The 16,015-nt window shown below is 74.4% G+C and carries 16 protein-coding genes; 7 read left to right on the forward strand and 9 right to left on the reverse strand.

Going from position 1 to position 16,015, the window contains the following annotated elements; all coding sequences use genetic code 11:
• Together ACIBBF_RS25805 and ACIBBF_RS25810 are read left to right on the forward strand one after the other, a co-directional pair.
• The coding region (locus tag ACIBBF_RS25805; protein ID WP_397419173.1) for a hypothetical protein at nucleotides 1-246 on the forward strand (246 nt) is incomplete at its 5' end.
• A complete protein-coding gene (locus tag ACIBBF_RS25810; protein ID WP_397419175.1) occupies nucleotides 243-1,004 on the forward strand; it encodes a sirohydrochlorin chelatase in 762 nt (253 codons plus the stop codon). The genes ACIBBF_RS25805 and ACIBBF_RS25810, both read left to right, overlap by 4 nt.
• A 3-nt stretch (nucleotides 1,005-1,007) precedes the next feature.
• Here ACIBBF_RS25810 and ACIBBF_RS25815 read toward each other — a convergent pair whose 3' ends face one another.
• The 8 genes from ACIBBF_RS25815 to ACIBBF_RS25850 form a co-directional block, all read right to left on the reverse strand.
• Nucleotides 1,008-1,940: a 5'-3' exonuclease H3TH domain-containing protein gene (locus ACIBBF_RS25815; protein WP_397419177.1), complete on the reverse strand. Its 933-nt coding sequence runs from the start codon at nucleotides 1,938-1,940 to the stop codon at nucleotides 1,008-1,010.
• Between the two features lie 61 nt (nucleotides 1,941-2,001).
• Entirely contained in the window at nucleotides 2,002-2,406 is a 405-nt protein-coding gene (locus ACIBBF_RS25820) for a fluoride efflux transporter FluC (RefSeq protein WP_397419179.1), read from the reverse strand.
• Nucleotides 2,403-2,870 carry a fluoride efflux transporter FluC gene (locus tag ACIBBF_RS25825; protein WP_397419181.1) on the reverse strand — a complete coding sequence of 156 codons (468 nt, stop codon included), beginning with the start codon at nucleotides 2,868-2,870 and terminating at the stop codon, nucleotides 2,403-2,405. Before ACIBBF_RS25825 ends, ACIBBF_RS25820 begins: the two co-directional genes overlap by 4 nt.
• Nucleotides 2,871-2,920: 50 nt before the next feature.
• Nucleotides 2,921-3,382, reverse strand: a complete 462-nt coding sequence (locus ACIBBF_RS25830) for a universal stress protein (protein WP_397419183.1) — start codon at nucleotides 3,380-3,382, stop codon at nucleotides 2,921-2,923.
• A 24-nt stretch (nucleotides 3,383-3,406) separates the two neighbouring features.
• Nucleotides 3,407-4,423 carry a sigma-70 family RNA polymerase sigma factor gene (locus tag ACIBBF_RS25835; protein WP_397419185.1) on the reverse strand — a complete coding sequence of 339 codons (1,017 nt, stop codon included), beginning with the start codon at nucleotides 4,421-4,423 and terminating at the stop codon, nucleotides 3,407-3,409.
• An 85-nt stretch (nucleotides 4,424-4,508) separates the two neighbouring features.
• Complete coding sequence (locus ACIBBF_RS25840) at nucleotides 4,509-6,704, reverse strand: SpoIIE family protein phosphatase (protein ID WP_397419187.1); 2,196 nt, start codon at nucleotides 6,702-6,704, stop codon at nucleotides 4,509-4,511.
• 91 nt (nucleotides 6,705-6,795) lie between these two features.
• On the reverse strand, nucleotides 6,796-9,813 hold the full coding sequence (locus ACIBBF_RS25845) for an AAA family ATPase (RefSeq protein WP_397419189.1): 3,018 nt from the start codon (nucleotides 9,811-9,813) through the stop codon (nucleotides 6,796-6,798).
• A gap of 65 nt (nucleotides 9,814-9,878) precedes the next feature.
• Nucleotides 9,879-10,127: a hypothetical protein gene (locus tag ACIBBF_RS25850; protein ID WP_397419191.1), complete on the reverse strand. Its 249-nt coding sequence runs from the start codon at nucleotides 10,125-10,127 to the stop codon at nucleotides 9,879-9,881.
• A gap of 310 nt (nucleotides 10,128-10,437) precedes the next feature.
• Between ACIBBF_RS25850 and ACIBBF_RS25855 the strand changes: the two genes are divergently transcribed.
• The 5 genes from ACIBBF_RS25855 (at nucleotide 10,438) to ACIBBF_RS25875 (ending at nucleotide 15,389) form a co-directional block, all read left to right on the forward strand.
• Complete coding sequence (locus tag ACIBBF_RS25855) at nucleotides 10,438-11,103, forward strand: hypothetical protein (protein WP_397419193.1); 666 nt, start codon at nucleotides 10,438-10,440, stop codon at nucleotides 11,101-11,103.
• Nucleotides 11,104-11,259: 156 nt separating this feature from the next.
• Nucleotides 11,260-11,631 (forward strand): YciI family protein, encoded by a 372-nt coding sequence (locus ACIBBF_RS25860; RefSeq protein WP_397419195.1) that lies wholly within the window; start codon nucleotides 11,260-11,262, stop codon nucleotides 11,629-11,631.
• Complete coding sequence (locus tag ACIBBF_RS25865) at nucleotides 11,619-12,863, forward strand: RNA polymerase sigma factor (protein ID WP_397419197.1); 1,245 nt, start codon at nucleotides 11,619-11,621, stop codon at nucleotides 12,861-12,863. Before ACIBBF_RS25860 ends, ACIBBF_RS25865 begins: the two co-directional genes overlap by 13 nt.
• A gap of 122 nt (nucleotides 12,864-12,985) precedes the next feature.
• Nucleotides 12,986-13,171 (forward strand): hypothetical protein, encoded by a 186-nt coding sequence (locus tag ACIBBF_RS25870; protein ID WP_397419199.1) that lies wholly within the window; start codon nucleotides 12,986-12,988, stop codon nucleotides 13,169-13,171.
• Nucleotides 13,172-13,421: 250 nt separating this feature from the next.
• The gene (locus ACIBBF_RS25875; protein ID WP_397419200.1) at nucleotides 13,422-15,389 is read left to right on the forward strand and encodes a penicillin-binding transpeptidase domain-containing protein; all 1,968 of its coding nucleotides are present in this window, start codon (nucleotides 13,422-13,424) and stop codon (nucleotides 15,387-15,389) included.
• Between the two features lie 70 nt (nucleotides 15,390-15,459).
• On the opposite strand, the gene ACIBBF_RS25880 is transcribed toward ACIBBF_RS25875, so the two are convergent.
• Nucleotides 15,460-15,933 carry a hypothetical protein gene (locus ACIBBF_RS25880; protein WP_397419202.1) on the reverse strand — a complete coding sequence of 158 codons (474 nt, stop codon included), beginning with the start codon at nucleotides 15,931-15,933 and terminating at the stop codon, nucleotides 15,460-15,462.
• Nucleotides 15,934-16,015: the final 82 nt, after the last annotated feature.

Genomic DNA, 16,015 nt, shown 5'->3' on the forward strand with positions numbered 1-16,015 from the left:
GAACGGGTCCTGAGGGAACGGGTCCTGAGGGAACGGGTCCTGAGGGAACGGGTCCTGAGGGAACGGGTCCTGAGGGAACGGGTCCTGAGGGAACGGGTCCTGAGGGAACGCGTCCTGAAGGAACGCGTCCTGAGGACGTGGGGAGCGAGTGACAGGACGTCGGGAGTGAGCGACAGGGCGTCGGAAGCGACCGACAGGACGTCGGGAGCAACCGACGAGGTGGAGGACCGATGGGAGAGACGATGAGCGCGACCCTGGTCGGGACGTCGCACGGGACCGACGATCCTGCCGGGCAGGCCGCCGTGCGCGCCCTGCTCGACGGCGTCCGCGCGGCCCGGCCCGGGCTCGACGTCCGCGAGGCGTTCGTGGACGTGCAGCAGCCGGAGGTCGGCGAGGTCCTCGCCGAGGCGGTCCGGGACGCCCGTGCCCGCGCAGGCCGGCCCGGGGACGCCGACGGACCGGTCGCCGTCGTCGTGCCGCTGCTGCTGTCCACGGGGTACCACGTGCGGCACGACATCGCGCAGGCCGTCACCTCGGTCAACGGGTCCGCTGCCGCCGAACCGCTCGGCCCGCACCCCCTGCTGGTCGACATCCTGGCCGACCGTTACGCTGCCGCCGAGGCGGCGCACGGCCCCTTCGGCCCCGACGACGCCGTGGTGCTCGCCGCCGCCGGTTCGTCGGTGCACGCCGCCGCGACCGCGGTCGAGGAGGTCACGAGCGCCCTGGCCCAGCGGCTGGGGCGGCCGGTGACGCCGTCGTACGGGGCCGGTGCGGAACCCCGCGTGCCGGACGCGGTGGCCGCGGCGCGCGCGGGAGCGCCGGGTTCGGCGCGCGTGATCGTCGTGTCGTACCTGCTCGCACCGGGGTACTTCCTGGACCGCGTGCTGGAGGCGGGCGCCGACGTCGTCACCGACCCGGTCGCCGGCCCGGCCGGGGCCGGCAAGCCCGACCCGCGACTGGTCCAGGTGGTGCTGGACCGCTACGACGCGGCCGCCGGCGTCTGACGGTCACGCCCAGCCGAAGGCCGCCCGGACCCGGTCCACGCTCGACCGCAGGCCCCACCGCGCGGTCAGGGCCTCCAGCGCATCGGCATCGGCAGGGGCCTGGGGCACGGCCGGGTCGAACACGGGCAGGGGTGCGTCCCGTGCCACCTGCACGACGACGGGCGCGACCCGGAGGTACTCGTCGGCCTCCTGCAGCCGGCGGCGCTGGGTCGCGGTGAGGCCCGGGTCGCCGTCGTCCCGCGCGGCCAGGATCCCGGCCAGGGTGCCGTACCGGGCGAGCAGCTTGGCCGCCGTCTTCTCCCCGATGCCGGGCACCCCCGGCAGGCCGTCACTGGGGTCGCCACGCAGCGTCGCCATGTCGGCGTACGCCTGCCCCGAGGCGACGTCGTACCGCGCGGCCAGCCGCTCCTCGTCCACCACGTCGGGATCGCGGACGCCGCGCGCGGGGTAGAGCACGCGGACACCGGCGGCGTCGTCGACGAGCTGGAAGAGGTCCCGGTCCCCGGTGACGATGTCGACCGGGCCCGCGCCCCCCGCGACCGCACGCGCGGTCAGTGTGCCGATGACGTCGTCCGCCTCGTAGCCGGGGACGCCGACGCGCGCGATGCCGAGCGCCGCCAGCACGTCCACGATGACGGGCACCTGCGCGAGCAGGTCCGCCGGCACCTCCTCGATGCCGGTGGTACCGGGCACCTCCTGGGCCACCCGGTGCGCCTTGTAGCTCGGGATCGCCGCGACGCGGAAGGCGGGCCGCCAGTCGTCGTCCCAGCACGCGACCAGGCGGTCCGGGCCGTGCGTCGTGGCGAGCCACGCGATGGTGTCCAGAAGGCCGCGGACGGCGTTGACCGGCGTACCGTCGGGCGACCGCAGCGAGTCGGGCACACCGAAGTACGCCCGGAAGTAAAGCGAGGCGGAGTCGAGGAGCATGAGGCTCATGCAGCGAAGCCTGCCATGCCCCACTGACACGCCGCCCGGCGACGGTTCGGCCGCCGGGCGGTCAGGTGAACAGCCCGCCCACCGCCACGCCCGCGGCCGCCGCGAGCACCGTCACGAGCAGCGTGCCCAGTGCGTTCGCCACGGCGAGCCGGAGCCGGCCGGACTGTGCCAGGCGCACGGCTTCCACGGTGGCCGTGGAGAACGTCGTGTATCCGCCGCACAGGCCCGTCATCAGCGCGACTCGCAGCAGCTGCGCGTCCTCGACCGACATCCCGTACCGCCAGAGGCCGGCCAGCGCGGCCGAGAACACGCCGATGAGGAACGAGCCGGTCACGTTCACGAGGAACGTGCCCCACGGGAAGCCGCCGCTGTGCCGGGCGCGGATCTCGCCGTCGACCATGAACCGTGCCGCCGCGCCGACACCTCCGCCGACGGCCACCACCAGGAACGTGAGCACGGGCGTCACCTCTCCTTCCGGCGCCGGTCGGCGCGGGCCGCGAGCGCGATGCCGCCCAGGCAGGCGACCGTGCCGCCCGCCAGGGTGAGCGCGACGTAGAGCAGGGCGAGCCACCCCAGCCCCGCGCCCAGCAGCTGCTGGGTCTCCAGCGCGAGCGCCGAGTACGTGGTGAACCCGCCGAGCACCCCCGTGCCGATCCCGAGCCGGATCTTGCGGCGCCGGACGGTCTCCCGGCCCCGCCGGGCAAGTGCCTCCAGGAGGTAGCCGAGGGCGAGCGCGCCGAGCACGTTGACGACCAGCGTGCCGATGGGGAATCGGAGGACCGTCTCCCCGATCCCTGGGGACAGCAACGTCAGGGGCGTCAGCAGGATCATGGCCCACGTGCCCAGGAGGTACCGCGCGACCGACCCGCAGGCTCCGCCGAGCGCGACGAGACCGACGTACCGCCAGTCCCGGTGCGGTGCTCGTGCCACGCGGCGGGTCCCCTCCTGGGCGCTCGACAGGTCCGAGGAAAATCTAGCGCTCACGGGGCGGAGGCCGTCTCGGGGAGGATCACCACGGGGCGGGCCTGGTTGTGGACGAGCCGCCCGGCCACCGTCCCGCCCACGAGGTTGGTGGTCCATCCGCGCAGGCCGGAGCGGTGGGCGCCGACGACGATCATGACCGCCTCCACCTCGTCGGCGACCCGCCCCAGCTCGACGGCCGGGTCACCGGCGCCGCGCAGCGCGCTCCAGGGCAGACCGACGTCGGCCATCGCCCGGTTCAGCCCGGCGAGGACGTCGGCCCCGTAGGCATCGGAGGGCACGGCGATGTCCGGGTCCACCGACACGGTGAACCCCCGTGAGTCCGAGACGGCGGTCTCGTCGACCCACACACAGACGAGCTCGATCAGGCTTCCACCCAGGGACTGGACGAGCGACGCTGCTCGCCGGGCCAGCTCCGGGTGCTTGTGGTCCACGCCGACCACCACGGATCGCACAGTCACCCTTGTGAGGGTATTGCCAAACGGCTAGTCGAGGTGGTCCGGCAGGCCGAATCGGGAGAACCACTTCTCCGTGTCGAGAAACGTGGTGATGCCGGTGATGTGCGCGCCGTCGTTCTCCAGCACCACGATCCCCCACGGGAAGTGGCCGCCCTTCGGGTCCCGCCGGTACTGCGCGAACCCGGGGGCGCCGTTCACGTGGATCGGCACGCAGCGCGAGCCCTCGCACTCGTTGCCCGGCCCGAGCATCCAGGCCTGGATGTTCTCGATGCCCTCCAGCCACATGGCGTACGGCGGCATGTTCATGACCGCGTCCTCGCGCAGAAGGTTGGCCAGCGCCGCCATGTCGTACCGCTCGAACGCCGCGACGTAGCGCTCCAGCAGGTCGGACTCGTCGGCCGTCGCCGGGGCCGGCGCGGCACCGGACCGGTCCGGCGCCTTGTCGGCGAGGGTGGCGCGGGCGCGCTGGAGCGCGCTGTTCACCGAGGCCACCGAGGTGTCCAGCAGCGTGGCCACCTCGGACGCCGGCCAGCGCAGCACCTCGCGCAGGATGAGTACCGCCCGCTGCTTGGCGGGCAGGTGCTGGAGAGCCGCGACGAAGGCGAGCCGGACCGACTCCCGGGCCACGGCGGTGTCGGCCGGGTCGCTCGCACCGGGCAGCACGTGCTCGGTGGGTACCGGCTCCACCCAGGCGTACTCGGGCAGCACGGTCGCGAGGCTCTCCTCGACCGGGTCGGCGGCGGCGCCGAGGCCCATGGGCCGTTCCCGCTTGGCGCGGCTGGACCCGAGCTGGTCGAAGCACACGTTGGTGGCGATCCGGTACAGCCATGTCCGGAGGGAGGAGCGGCCCTCGAACCGCTCGTACGACCGCCATGCGCGCAGGAGGGTCTCCTGCACCGCGTCGTCGGCGTCGAACGCGCCGCCCAGCAGCCGGTAGCAGTATCCGGTGAGCTCGCGGCGATAGGTCTCGAGCTGTGCCGAGAGCTCGTCCGTCGCCACGGCCGCACCCGCGCTCTGCCCAGGATGTGACGCTGTCTGTGCCATGGATCACACGGTACGCGGCACCACTGACACGCTCACCGGTGATTCGTCCGGGACCGAAGACGGCGGCCGAAGTTCACCCCACCGGTCAGGTCAGGTCGAGCTCGAACCACACGGTCTTGCCCGTGCGCCGGTTCACCCGGCCCGCGCGGGGGCGGTCCGTGGCCGGTGGCACGCCGTGCCGGTCCACGCCCCACCGCGAGGCCAGGCGTTCGAGGAACTGCACGCCCCGCCCACCGAACTCGGTCACGGCCGGGTCGCGCAGCTCGGGCTGGACGACCGACGAGTCCCGCACCCCGACCCGCAGCTTCTCCAGGTCGACCTCGACCGTCGCGGTGAACGGAGCCTGCCCGTGGTCGACGGCGTTGGTCAGCACCTCGGAGGTCAGCAGCATCACGGTGCGCCGCAGCGGCATGGGCACCCCGCAGCTCTCCAGCACGTCGTCCACCCAGATCCGGGCGGGCCCGACGTCGCACAGCGACGGTGCCAGCTTGCGTTCCGCCGTGGCGGGCCGGCCGAGCGAGGGTGGGCCGGACGGCGCCGTCGCCCGCACCCGTACCGCGAGCACGGCGACGTCGTCCCGCTGGTCGTCCGACGCCAGGCGGCGCACCAGGGTGACCGGCAGCGCGGCCGTGGCCGTGTCGCCCAGCATGCCGAGCGTCTTCTGGAGGCGGTTCAGCCACTGGTCGGGCGTGGTTCCGCGCTGCTCGGCCAGCCCGTCGGTGTAGAGCAGCAGGGTGTCACCGGGCCGCAGGGTCGCCACGTGGTCGGTGCGTTTCGCCGTGGGGCGGATGCCGAGCATCATGTCCGGCAGCGCCGAGAGCCGTTCCACGCTCCCGTCCTGCCGCAGCACGAGCGGCGGCGGGTGACCCGCGGTGGACCAGGTGAGCTGGTAGCCGCCGGGGACCCGTTCCAGCCGGGCCACCACGGCGGTCCCGCTGGCGAGCAGCCCGAGGCCCGAGTTGGCCTTGTCCAGCAGCGACAGCAGCGCCGACGGCGACTCGTCGTGGCTCCACGCGAACGCCCGCAGCAGCGACCTGAGCTGACCCATCTTGGCGGCCGCGCGCATGTCGTGCCCGGTCACGTCGCCGATCATGAACATGGTCGTGTCGTCGTCCACGGCCACGGCGTCGTACCAGTCACCGCCGATCTGGTCCGAACGGGTGGCGGGCGAGTACGTGGCCGCCATGTCGAGGTGCGGCACCTCGGGCAGGCGGCTGAGCATGGCCCGCTGCAGCGTCTTGGCGGACTCGCGGCGTTCCTCCAGCAGCCGCGCCCGCTCGAGCGCGTGGCCCGTGTAGTGCGCGAGGCCCGTCTGCAGGGCGTACGAGTCCTTGTCGGGCCCCCGGTCGCGCTCCCACGCCAGCATCACGACGGCGACCACGGCGCCGGCCGTCACGACCGGCAGGAACGCCCGGGCCTCGACGTCCGGGTCGCAGTACTCCCGGAACCCGGGGTACGCGGCGTGCATCTCCTCGCTCGTCCGGAAGAACAACGGCCGGCCGGTGCGGGCCGCCTCGGCCAGCGGCCGGTGGTCGTCCAGCTTGGCCTGCCGGAACCGCTGGGGGAACTGCGGCTCCGCGTGGACGAGGGAGCGGTAGGTGACGCCCCGGCCGTCGGCGTCGGCCACGGCGAAGGCGCAGTACCGGGCTCCTATCCCGGCGGTGGCGACCTCGATGATCACCTCCTCGACCTGGTCCATCGTGTTCGCGTTGGCGAACGCCTCGCTCAGCGACAGCAGGAACCGGCTGCGCCGGTTGGCCCGGACGGCGGTCTCCTGGATGCGCCGGGCGCGCTCCCGTTCGGCCCGCAGCCGCAGCTCGGCCGTGCACGACGCCGCGAGGTCGGCGAGCGAGTCCAGGTCGTCGCCGGACCACTCGCGCGGCTCGTCCACCACCGCGCACAGCGCGCCGACGGCGCGGCCCCGCAGGTCGAAGACGGGATACCCCGCGAGCGCGACGAGGCCCATCTCGCGCACGAGGTAGGTGTCGCGCAGCGTGGGGTCGAGGCGGGCGTCCGCCGTGACCACCGGCTCACCCCGCGTGGTGATCACGCTGGTGACGGTCCCGGGGTGCTGGAGCAGGCGCTGGGACTGCATCGGCTCCGGCATGCCCGACGCCCCGGCGAGCACCTGGCCGTCCCGGACCACGAAGTACACGACGGCAGCCGGAACCCTCAGGTGGCGCCGGACCAGGCGGGCGAACCGGTCGAATGCCTCGTCAGCGGTAGGTGATCCAAGACCGACGTGCTCGAGGTCTCGCAACGCCTGGAGGTCCGTCGGCATCTGCTCAGTATTGCGAGAGAAGTGCGCGTGCGCGATAGATGTACCGGATGTGTCCCTTTTGCACTGAGCGGGTAGTCTGCGGGGCTTACGGTCACACTTCGAGGAGACCGCGCTGGTGCGCGAGACTCACCGCCTCCGCCCGTCCCGAGGCGCCGAGCTTGGCCATCAGGTTGGACACGTGCACGCTCACCGTCTTGGTCGAGATGAACAGGCGCTCGCCGATCTGCCGGTTCGACAGCCCCTGTGCGACCAGGCCGAGCACCTCCTCCTCCCGTTCGGTCAGGGTGGACGCCGTCGCCCGGCGGACGCCCGGCAGGTCGAGCCGTGCCCGCCGCGCCAGGGCCCGGACGGCGTCGGCCAGCGGCCGCGCCTCCATGTCCTCGGCCTCCGAGAGAGCCTCGGCCGCCTCGACCTCGGCTGCCCCCCGCTCGCCGGCGCCGAGGAGCGCCTCCGCCCAGCGGTAGCGCGAGCGCGCCACCTCGTAGCGGTAGCCGAAACCGAAGGCGTTGACCGTCTCCTGCCAGGCGTCGGCCGCCTCGCGCCACAGCGTGGCCGCCCGTCCTTCGTCGCCCTCGCCCGCGGCGAACCCCGTCACGGCATGCAGGCGGGCGTTCTCCGCGGCGGCCCGCTGCAGCCAGGCTCGCCCCTCGGGGCCGAGCACGCCGCCGCGCGGGCGGCCCCGCTGGGCCGTCTCGCGGGCGACGGCGAGGAGCGCGTCACCGCGGTCCAGCCGCGCGCCGGCGCGGGTCTCGACCGCCGTGGCGGCCGCAGAACCGGGCGCTCCCGCCCGTCCGGCGGTGCGCTCGGCCTCGGCTGCGTCCGCCAGGGCGGCGATGGCCAGCGTGGACAGCCAGATCCGCCCGAGGAACACCTCCGTCCACACCTCGCCCAGGTGATCGGTGATGCGCTCGGCCAGCGCGGCGGCGTCGTCGTACCGGCCGGCCCAGGTCAGGGCGTCGACCAGGCTTCCTCCGCCGATGAGGGCGATCTGACCGTCGCTGCCCCAGTGGTCGATCAGCGCCTCGCCGCGCTCGATCGCGTCCTCGTCGCCCCGCGCGACCGCCGCGTACATCCGGGTCGCGTCCATGACGTGCCGGGACGTGGCCGGCACGCCCGCGCTGCTGCGTTCGGTGAGGTCTCCGCGGAAGTAGAGCATGACCTCCTGGAGGATCCGCAGGTTGACCGTGGGCGTGCTCCATGCCAGGCCGAGCTCGTCCGCCCGGGCCAGCGCGTGCCGCGCCCGCTGTTCCGCGGCCTCCAGCTCCCCCGCGTAGAACCGGTTGGCCGTGCCGCTGTACAGGGTGCGCATCTCCGTGAGCACGTCCCCGGCCTCGACGGCCGCCGCGCGCGCCTCGTCGAGGGTCGCCGAGGCCCGGTCCGGGTCCGCGACGTCGAGCACCGCGAGGGTGGACAGGGCGATCGCGAGGGCCCCGGCCTGGCCGGTCTCGCGCGCCTCCTCGACGGCGCACTCGGCGTACGAGCGGGCGTCCTCGTCCAGGTCGATGATCATCGCGAGCCGCGCCAGCAGGGCGTTGGTCCAGATCCGGTCGGGGCTGCGCGGCGTCAGCACCGCCAGCGCGGCCCGCAGGTCCGTGATGGTGGTCTCGACCTGGCCGGGCGTCTCGTCCCACGTCGGCAGGTCGAGGTACCGGTGCACCAGCACGTGCTCCAGCGCTGCCCGGCGCACCGGGTCGTCGACGCCCTCGACCGCGCGCCGCGTCAGCTTCACCGCGCGCATCGCGTCACCGGCCCGGGCGGCCGCCTCGCCGGCGGACAGGGCGACGTCGACCCGGTCGCGGCCGATCCGCTGCCCGGCGTCCGGCACCGACTCCCACAGGGACAGGACCTGCTCCCAGTGCCGCAGCTCCTCCTCGGGCGCGAGCAGGCGGCGGGCGCGCAGCGCGGCGTCCTGCGACGCGGTGAGGGCGGCGGGCAGGTCGTGACCCTCGAAGGCGTGGTGGGCGCGCTCCGCGGCGCTGCCGACCGGCATGCCGTCCGGCCCGTCCTGCTCGATCACGGCGAGGTAGGCGCGGTGCACCGCCGAGCGCTCGCCCGGCAGGAGGTCCGCGTACAGGGCCTCGGCCAGGAGCGCGTGCCGGAACTCCAGGTGCGCGCCCGACACCACGAGCACCTGCTGGGTCACGGCCTCGCGCAGGGCGGCGTCGACGTCCGGTGCGCCCGACCGGGCGGCGGCCGCCCGCAGCAGGTCCTCCCGGACCCGGCGCCCGGCGACCGACGCGATGCGCAGCACCTGCTGCACCTCGGGGTCCAGCCGTTCGAGCCGGGTGCGGAGCACCTCGGTCAGCGTCCAGGGCAGGCTCGCGGAGTCCGGACCCGCGTCCAGCAGCTCCTCGGCGAAGAACGCGTTGCCCTCGGACCGGTCCAGCACCTCGGCGAACCCGGCGGGCGGGAGCGGCCGCCCGGCCAGGGCGGTGGTGAACTCGCGCAGCTCGTCCGCGTCGAACGGCTGCAGGTCCATGCGCTCCACGTGCTCCAGCCGGGACAGCTCGGCGAGCAGCGGGCGCAGCGGATGACGCCGGTCGACGTCGTCCGACCGGTAGGTGACCACCAGGAGGACGTGCTCCGACCGGGCGCGGGCGGCGAGGAAGCGGAGTACGTCCCGGGTGGACGCGTCGGCCCAGTGGGCGTCCTCGACCACCAGGACCAGGGGTCGCTCGGGTGCGCCGGCGACCGCCAGGCTGCGCGCGATCCCCTCGAAGAGCTGGAGCCGCTCGTCGTGGTCGGCGTCGCCGCCACCGCCCGGTTCCAGCAGCCGCCACAGCGCCGGCCGCTCCTTGACCAGGTCGGCCACGCGCGCGGCCGCGTCGGGCCCCGCGGCCCCGGCCTGGAGCTGGGTCAGCGCGTCCGTGAACGGCAGGTACGGGATGCCCACCTGCCCCAGGTCCACGCAGTGCACGACGACGGCGCTGGCCCCCGCCTGCTCCGCCGCCTGGGCGACGTGGCTGATCAGCCGGGTCTTGCCGACACCGGCGTCACCGCCCACGAGCGTGAGGCCCGGCCGGCCTGCCGAGGCGCGCCCCACCGCCAGCAGGAGGGAGGCAACCTGCTCCTGCCGGGAGACCAGGGGGATCGTCGTGGACCGTCGCACCTGCACATCGTGCCACCGGTCACCGACACTCCCCCTGGCCTTTTCCGCCCCGACGCCCGCCTCCGTCATGCGAACAGGCCGTGCCGTGCGGCCGGTGCCGGGCGCATGCCCGCGATGCCCTCCTGGATCTGCTCCGCGCGGCTCCGGTGCCCGGTGCGCCGGTCCGCCCGGTGCCGGGCGCCCTGGTCCGCCCGGCGCTCGGCGCGCCGGCCGGCCCGTCCCTGGTCGTCGGTCCGCCGGCCGCCCCATGCCTTGCGCAGCTCGGCCTGCCGGTACTCGATCTCCGCCTCGGCGGCGGGTCCCCACAGCGACATGATTCCTCCTGGTGCCCCGGCGGGCCGTGCGCCCGTCCGGCTGATGAGGAAGACACTCGTCCTGAGGCCCCGGCCCGTGGATCGGGCGATCGGGCAGTCCTGGCCGGTCGGGCACCTCAGGCGGCCGTCTGAGGTACCCCTGAGGTGGTTCGCGCGGCCTGAGGTGCCGCGCACCGGGCGAGATCCAGGCGGTTCACAGGCGCACTATTGCGATCCACGTCACACCGGACGCACACTGGAACAAGTAGCGGACCCAATTCGGGGGTGGATCGTGACCGGAACCGAAGCTGGAACGTACGACATCTTGCCCATGCTGGGGCGTGGGAAGCACCGCAACCCCAAGAAGGGCGCGTGCTTCATGGAGCTCGCCTCCTTCCTCGCGGGGGAGAAGTGGAGCGACCACCCCGCCTGCACGCACCCGCTGATCGCGATGCTCGCGCGCGCGGTGAACGACCTCACCGCGGACCACGCGCGTCCGCGGCTGGCGCCGCTCATCCCGTCGGTCATCGGCCTGACCAGCACCGATCCGCGCTGGGACGTGCGCATCGCGCTGCGCGCCGCGCAGACGGCGCTGCCGATCTCGCCCGCCGACCGCCAGCAGACGCTCGCCGTGGCGATCCTCGGGTCGGAGCGGATGCTCGACGTGCTGGAGGACAGGCCGGCCGGGACCCTCGCACCGGAGAGCAAGGACGCGCTCGCGGCCGTGCCGAAGACGGCGGCCTGGGCCGAGCGGTTCTGCGCGGGCACGAGCGTGCGGCCCAAGCGGTTCGTGCGTGACGCCGCGCCGAGCGTCGTCTCCACCGCCGTGCAGGGCATCTCCGAGGCCTTCGTCCCCGACGTGGACGCACGCCTGCGTGAGCTGCTCGCCGCCACCATCGCCGATGCGCGCCGCTGGGCCGGCACCGCGGACGCCGACGCCCGCACGCTGGACCCGCTGGCGTGGGGACCGGTGGTGAAGGCGGCACCCTCCGCCTGACGCCGGCCGACGAAAGGACGGGCCGGGGCGCACCAGGGGGCGCCCCGGCCCGTGTCGTGCCCGGCCTGACCCGGACGAGTTCTCCCGCCCTGTCGATCGGGACCCCACGAGATCGTCACCCCGGTGTCAGACAGACACCGACCGGAGGACAGAACCATGCGATACACCATCCTGCTGCACTACCCGGAGATGACGCCGGAGGACCTCGGCGAGGACGCCCTGGCCGAGGGCCAGCGCGCGTTCGCCGCCTACGCCACCGCGCTGGACCAGGCCGGGGTGCTGCTGTCGGCGGAGGTGCTGCAGCCGTCGTCGGCCACCACCACCGTCACGGTGCGCGACGGCGAGCTGCGCGTCCAGGACGGCCCGTTCGCCGACACCAAGGAGCAGCTCGGCGGCACGTTCGTCGTCGACGTGCCGGACCTGGACGCCGCGCTCGCCTGGGCGCAGAAGGCGCCCTCGGTCCAGTGGGGCACCGTCGAGGTGCGCCCGAGCGCCACCCACTTCGAGAACGGCACGTGGACGCGCTGACCGACCGCGCCGACGTGCGGGCTGCCGCGGACGCGGCGGCCCGCACGTCGTACGGCCGCCTCCTGGCTCTGCTCGCGGCGCGCGACGGCGACATCCAGCGTGCCGAGGACGCCCTCGCCGACGCGTTCGAGCAGGCTCTGCGGCACTGGCCCGACGACGGCGTGCCGCGCAACCCGGACGGCTGGCTCCTCACCGTGGCCCGCAACCGGCTGCGGGACCTCTACCGCTCCGCCGCGCACCGGACCGCCGCGCCGCCCGACGCCCGACCCGAGCCCGCCGCGCCGCCCGACCTGCCCGACCCCGACGCGATCGGGGACCGCCGGCTGGAGCTCATGTTCGTCTGCGCCCACCCCGCGGTGGAGGCGGGGATCCGCACCCCGCTCATGCTGCAGACCGTGCTCGGCGTCGAGGCCCGGGACATCGCGGCAGCCTTCGCCGTGCCCGCGCCGACCATGGCGCAGCGGCTGGTCCGGGCCAAGCGCCGCATCCGTGACGCACGGATCCCGTTCCGCGTCCCCGGCCGCGCCGAGATCCCGGCCCGGCTGCCGCCCGTGCTGGAGGCGGTGTACGGCGCCTATGCGATCGACTGGCGGGGCGCTGCGCCCGAGGTCCGTGGCTCCCTCACCGGTGACGCCCTCGCGCTCGCCCTCCTCCTGGCGCACCTGCTGCCCGAGCCGGAGGTGCTCGGGCTGGCCGCGCTGCTCTGCTTCTCCGTGGCGCGCGCCGACGCACGCGAGGTGGACGGCGCCTTCGTCCCCCTCGACGAGCAGGACGTCACGCTGTGGGACGGTGCGCTGATCGAGCGCGGGGAGGCGCTGCTCCGGCGCGCGCTGACGGCACCCGGCGCGGGGCCGCCCGGCCGGTTCCGGCTGGAGGCGGCCGTCCAGTCCGCGCACTGCGCCCGCGCCCGGACGGGGCGTACCGACTGGCCCGCGCTGCTCACCCTGCACCAGGCGCTCCTGCGCGTGGCCCCGACGCTCGGCGGGCGGGTCGCGCTGGCCGCCGTGCTCGGCCGGGTCGAGGGGCCGGCCGCGGGACTCGCGGAGCTGGACGCGACGGCGTCGGACCCGGCGGCGGGCCGGTTCCAGCCGCTGTGGGCCACGCGGGCGCACCTGCTCGCGTCGTCGGGCGCGACCGGGGCGGCCCGCACCGCGTACGCGAAGGCGCTGTCCCTCACCACAGACCCCGCGCTGCGCGCGTTCGTGGCCGCGCGGGCGGCCGCCGTCGGGTGAATTCCCGGCGCGGCCGTCACAGACCGCCGGGTCGGGGCCTCCCTCCCAACGAGACACGCTTCCCGTGCGTCCCTGTCATCCGAGGGCTGCCCGCACGAGGAGCCAGGGAACGGGGAACCACCATGACCACGAGGACAGCAGCGGTCACCGGCAGCGACGTCGCCGGGATCGAGCGTGATCTGCGGCGCATGGAGCTGCTGAACCGGCGTGAGCACAAGATCCGTGCCGCCGGCCGTGCGGTGCCGACGTTCTCCTCCCTGCAGCTCGCCACGCGCTCCCGGGACCGGCTGCGGTACCGGGACGCGTGACGGCGGCGGGCGGGGCCGCAGATCCAGGGGGTTCGGCGGCCTCGCTCCCATCGAGCAGCATTTTTCTGTGCCATTTCACCCAGGCTTGCCCCGTTTGACCCAATGTTTTCCACGTGGCGACCATGACGGGCCCCTTAGGCTCCTGGGCATGAGCGGATACTCGTCTCCCCACCCGCCTACGGACGGTCATGCACCGGTCCCGCCGCCACCGGGGGGATACGCCGCACTGCCACCGGAACCCGGGTCCCCCGTGCCTCCGCCGCCTGCTCCCCGGCGGTCGGGCCGGCTGGCCCTGATCATCGTCGGCGTCGTGGTCCTGCTCGCCGCCGCGGGCGCCGGGCTGTGGTTCCTCCTGCGCGAGCCGCCGGTCCCGGACCCGGCGCCGGCCGCCGAGCAGCTCGCCGCGGCGCTCCAGGCGGGCACCCCGGCGGACGTCCCGCTGACCCTGGAGACGTCCGCGTCCCCGGACGAGCAGTACGCCCAGGTGTTCGAGCAGCTCCGCGCCGCGGTCGGCGAGGACGCCGGGACCGTCGAGGTCAAGGACGTGACCCCGGTCGAGGAGGGCGACGGCGGCACCGCGACGGCCACCGCGACCCTCGCGTGGAGCTGGCCCGTGGCGACCGAGGCCGCCTGGGACTACGAGACCGTCGTGCCGCTCACCTACCCCGGCGCCACCGACGGCGAGGCCGGCGAGTGGCAGGCGACCTGGAGCACCGGCGTGCTGGTCCCCGGGCTGGAGCCGGGCGAGCGGCTCGCCGTCGAGCGCACCGAGCCCGCCCGCGGCGAGATCGTCACGACCACCGGCGAGACCCTGGTGGGCATCACGCCCGTGCACCACGTGGGCATCGACAAGACCCGGCCCGGCTGGGACACCGCTGCCCAGCCGCTCGGCACCGTGCTGAAGCTCGACCAGGAGACCACCGAGAGCATCGCCGCACAGGTCCGGTCCGCCGGGGACAAGGCGTTCATCGAGGTGATCACCATCCGCGACGGCGACCCGGAGTACGACTTCGACGCCGCCATGGCGATCCCCGGCGTCGTCGGCATCCCGGACGAGGTGCCGCTGGCCCGGAGCCGCGACTTCGCACGAGGCGTCCTGGGCACGGTCGGGGAGGCGACGGCGGAGATCATCGAGGAGTCGGAGGGCACCGTCCAGCAGGGCGACGTCGTGGGCCTCTCCGGTCTCCAGGCCGCCTACGACGAGCAGCTGCGCGGCGTGCCCGGCCTGGCCGTGACCATCGAGCCCGCCGAGGGCGGCGAGGGCCGCGAGGCGTTCACCATCGAGAAGAAGGACGGCGAGCCGCTGACGGTCACGCTCGACCCGGCGACCCAGCTCCGTGCCGAGTCGGCGCTCGCCGACATCACCGACCTGGCCAGCGCCATCGTCGCGATCAAGCCGTCGACGGGCGAGGTGCTCGCGGTCGCGTCCGGCCCGGGTTCCGAGGGGTACAACACCGCCACGCTGGGCCAGTACCCGCCGGGGTCCACGTTCAAGATCGCGACGTCGCTCGCCATGCTCCGGTCCGGCGTCACGCCGGACACACCCCTGGCCTGCACGCCGACCATCGCCGTCGAGGGCCGCGAGTTCCGGAACGTGCCCGGTTACCCGGCGTCCGCCACGGGCGACGCGGTGCCGTTCGGGACGGTCTTCGCGAACTCGTGCAACACCGCGTTCATCGCCCAGCACCAGGCGATCAGCCAGCAGCAGCTGCACGACGCCGCGGCGTCGCTCGGCCTGGGCGTCGAGGCCACCGCGCTCGGCGCGGCGGGCACGATGGGTGACGTGCCGACCGACTCGACGGGCACGGAGCACGCGGCGTCGATGATCGGCCAGGGCCAGGTGCTGGCGACGCCGCTGGCCATGGCGACCGTGGCCGCGAGCGTGTCGGCGGGGCACACCGTCTCCCCGTGGCTGGTGCAGCCCGAGGACGGGAAGGCGCCCGAGGCGCCGTCGGGCGACCTGACCGCGGACGAGGCGGCCACGCTGCGCGACCTGATGGGCGGGGTGGTGCGCGAGGGCTCCGGCAGCGCGCTGCAGGGCGTGCCCGGCATCGTCGGCGCGAAGACCGGTACCGCCCAGTTCGGCGACGGGTCCAAGGCGCACGTGTGGACGGTCGCCATCGCGAACGACCTGGCCGCGGTCGTGTTCATCGAGGAGGGCGAGCTCGCCTCGACAGCGGCGGCCCCGGTGATGCGCGAGTTCCTGACGAACGGCTGACCCCGGACACGAACGGACCCCCGGCCACCAGGTGGCCGGGGGTCCGTTCGTGTCCGGGCGGGGCGGGGACTCAGCCCTTCCAGCCGGCCTCGGTGCAGGTGTTCCGGTAGGACGTGATGGCCGTCGTGACCGCGCTGGGCCGGGCGATGGAGCCGTCGAGCGCCTGGTCGAACGGTGCGCGGATCGCCTCGAGGTGGGCGATGCTGACCTCGTCCGACTCGCCGATGATCAGGCCGATGCTCTTGCTGATGCTGCTCGCGGAACCGGTGCGCTCCTCGTCGAGCGGGGCCCGGACCGCCGGCGCGAGGGCCGTGATGTTGGTGACCAGCGGACCCGAGAAGAAGGCGCTGCATGCCTCCACCAGGTTGTACTTGCCGGTGCTGATCGGAGCCTGGATCGCCTCCGACGAGGGCTCGGCCTCCTGCTGGACCTCTTCTCCCGAGGGCATGAAGTCGTTGGCCATGTCCTCGAGGGCCGCGCATCCGGACAGCAGGAGTGCGCAGGAGACCAGTACGGCCGCGCCCCAGTTCTTGCTGGTGCTCACGATCTACTTCCCTCACGTCAACGGTTCTCAGGAGTGCGGTCCGTCGCACCCGCCCGCGAGTCTAGCGTCACGCCCGTGTCGC

Source organism: Promicromonospora sp. NPDC050880 (genome assembly GCF_044456525.1).
Classification (GTDB): domain Bacteria; phylum Actinomycetota; class Actinomycetes; order Actinomycetales; family Cellulomonadaceae; genus Promicromonospora.

Bases quoted from the DNA above. Each gene is read 5' to 3' on its own strand.
- ACIBBF_RS25815 (WP_397419177.1), bottom strand. From the start codon at position 1,940: ATGAGCCTCATGCTCCTCGACTCCGCCTCGCTTTACTTCCGGGCGTAC.
- ACIBBF_RS25870 (WP_397419199.1), top strand. From the start codon at position 12,986: ATGACCACGAGGACAGCAGCGGTCACCGGCAGCGACGTCGCCGGGATC.
- ACIBBF_RS25835 (WP_397419185.1), bottom strand. From the start codon at position 4,423: ATGGCACAGACAGCGTCACATCCTGGGCAGAGCGCGGGTGCGGCCGTG.
- ACIBBF_RS25810 (WP_397419175.1), top strand. From the start codon at position 243: ATGAGCGCGACCCTGGTCGGGACGTCGCACGGGACCGACGATCCTGCC.
- ACIBBF_RS25850 (WP_397419191.1), bottom strand. From the start codon at position 10,127: ATGTCGCTGTGGGGACCCGCCGCCGAGGCGGAGATCGAGTACCGGCAG.
- ACIBBF_RS25860 (WP_397419195.1), top strand. From the start codon at position 11,260: ATGCGATACACCATCCTGCTGCACTACCCGGAGATGACGCCGGAGGAC.
- ACIBBF_RS25840 (WP_397419187.1), bottom strand. From the start codon at position 6,704: ATGCCGACGGACCTCCAGGCGTTGCGAGACCTCGAGCACGTCGGTCTT.
- ACIBBF_RS25855 (WP_397419193.1), top strand. From the start codon at position 10,438: ATGCTGGGGCGTGGGAAGCACCGCAACCCCAAGAAGGGCGCGTGCTTC.